General features: G+C 68.2%; 1 protein-coding gene. It reads right to left on the bottom strand.

The window, feature by feature from the left end:
- Positions 1-2,132: condensation domain-containing protein (locus HG542_RS34050; protein ID WP_171088293.1), on the bottom strand; the 2,132-nt coding region annotated here is incomplete at both ends.

Raw genomic sequence — 2,132 nt, 5'->3', positions numbered from 1 at the left:
AGAGCCGTCAGATGTTTCGTCGAGCAGCTCGTCGATGACGAGTACGCGGCACGTCTCCGCCAGGGCTTGCACGTCCGCCCGCTCCGACTGCGCACGCGACACCAACAACGTCCGTACACCGGCCTGGTCGAGGATCTCCGCGATCCGGCCCGTCGGCCAGTCGACGTGCAGCGGCAGGTAGCCGAGCCCGGACTTCATGATGGCTGCGGTGGCCAGTACCTGGCCGTAGCCCTTCTCCGCGAGGACGCCGACGAGCAGCTCGCCCGACTCCTCGCCCAGTTCGCCGCGCAGCCGCAGGGCGAGCGTCCTGCTCTGCCCGATCAGTTCGCCGTAGCTGTGCGACCGCCCGGTAGCGCTGTCGATGACGGCGGTTGCGTTCTCCCAGCCCTCCGCACGGCACCGCTCCTCGTACAGGCCGAACATCGTCTGCTCGCAGCCGGCCATGTCGGAGGAGTTCGCGGCAGCGACCAGCGCACGGTCCGGCTCGGGCAGATAGCGGTCCCTGGGCAGCCCGGCTTCCCAGTCGCCGGCCGCCAGGCGCTCGATGAGCAGGCAGTAGAGCCGGTTGAGGTGCTCGACGGCCGACCGGTCGAAGAGCTGCTCCACATAAAGCCACTTGCTCATGAAGCCGTCCGCGACCTCGATCGCCTGGAGGTCGATCCAGGCCTGTGAGGTCTGGGCGCTCCAGTGGCGCTCGTCGACGAGTTCGCTGTCGTCCAGATAGGCGGCTCGTTCGAAGTCACGGGTCTCGTTGCCCACCACACCGGTGAACACGATCGGCGAGACCGCCTTGGTCGTGTCCAGGCCGTGCAGCCTGCTCAGGTCGCGCTGGACCTCGACGCCCGAGTAGAGGGCGTGGCTGATGTCCTCCCACAGCACGTCGTGGGTGCGCCGGACCAGCGAGACGATGTCGGCGCCCTGGTCGGCGTAGTGGAACAGCACGGTCGACGTGAAGTTGCCGAGGAGCGCCTCGGTGCCCTCCAGGACCGGATAACGGTTGAACAGGGTGAGCGTGAGGGGGAATTCGCGGGACCCGGAGAAGTAGGAGATCACGTTGCCGAACAGGCTCAGCAGGACGGAGGACGTGGACACCCCGTGCTGCCGGGCCTGTTCCTTGAAGCGCTCCCAGACGTCACGCCCGACGTAGAGGGTGTGCTCGTCGAAGCGCGGGTGCTCGACGGCGTCCGGCGACTCCTTGAACGGCAGGGTGCACCGCAGCGGCATGCCGGTCAGCCGCTCCTGCCAGTAGGAGCGGTCCTCCTCGTACCACTGCGAGTGCTTCAGCAGACCGATGTAGTCCTGATAGTCCTTGAAGCTCGCACGCGGCAGTTCCGGTCGCCGTTCCGTGCCCCGGTAGATGTCGTCGAGGCGGCGCAGAACGGCGAGCCTGCTCTGCACGTCGAGGATGATCAGGTCCCAGCTGAAGTGCAGCACGCAGCGGTCGCGGAAGCGGCTCACCTCCAGGGTGAACAGCGGGAACCGCTCCGGGTCGTAGAGCTGGTGGGACAGCCGCTCCCGGATGCCGGCCAAGTGGGACGCGTCATAGTCGTGCGTGCCGAAGTCGTGGACGGTCAGCTCGTAGGCGGGCACGTCCGCGGGGTCGAGTACCCGCTGCTGGAGCCGGTCGTAGGAGAAGACAGTGCGCAGCACGTCGCATTCGGCGACGAGCCGGTCGACCGAAGCGGCCAGCCGGTCGGTGTCCAGGTCCCGGTACAGGTACTCGTTGTAGACGTGGTTGGCGACGTTGCCGATCTCGTAGTTGCCGAGCCGGCCGACGAGGTAGGCCTTCTGGATCTCGGTCATGTCGAACCAGCCGCCCGGGTCCGCTCCCGTGCCCGCGGGCAGGGCCGTCAGATCGGCCTCGCTGCGGACCGCACGGAAGTCGCTGGGCGTGTAGCGCACGGCCGTCCGCTCCGTGCAGTGACCGATACAGGCCGTCAGAGCGGATTCGAGCTCACTGGCCAGCGCCCGAGTGGTCTCGGCGGCGAGCCGGCTGTCGACGCGGACCCGGAGGCGGCCCTCGGTCACGTAGGCGAAGACCGTCAGCAGCGTGCCGGAGGTGTTGCACGGCGGCATGGCCTCGCCGCTGTCCTCCATCACGAGCCGCCAGTCGCCGTCGCCTTCGGCGTCGA

It is taken from the genome of Streptomyces morookaense, from assembly GCF_013030945.1.
In the GTDB taxonomy this organism is placed as follows: Bacteria; Actinomycetota; Actinomycetes; order Streptomycetales; family Streptomycetaceae; genus Streptomyces; species Streptomyces morookaensis.
The sequence above is the reverse complement of the archived record's forward strand: the minus strand, read 5'-3'. Positions and strand labels throughout refer to the sequence as shown.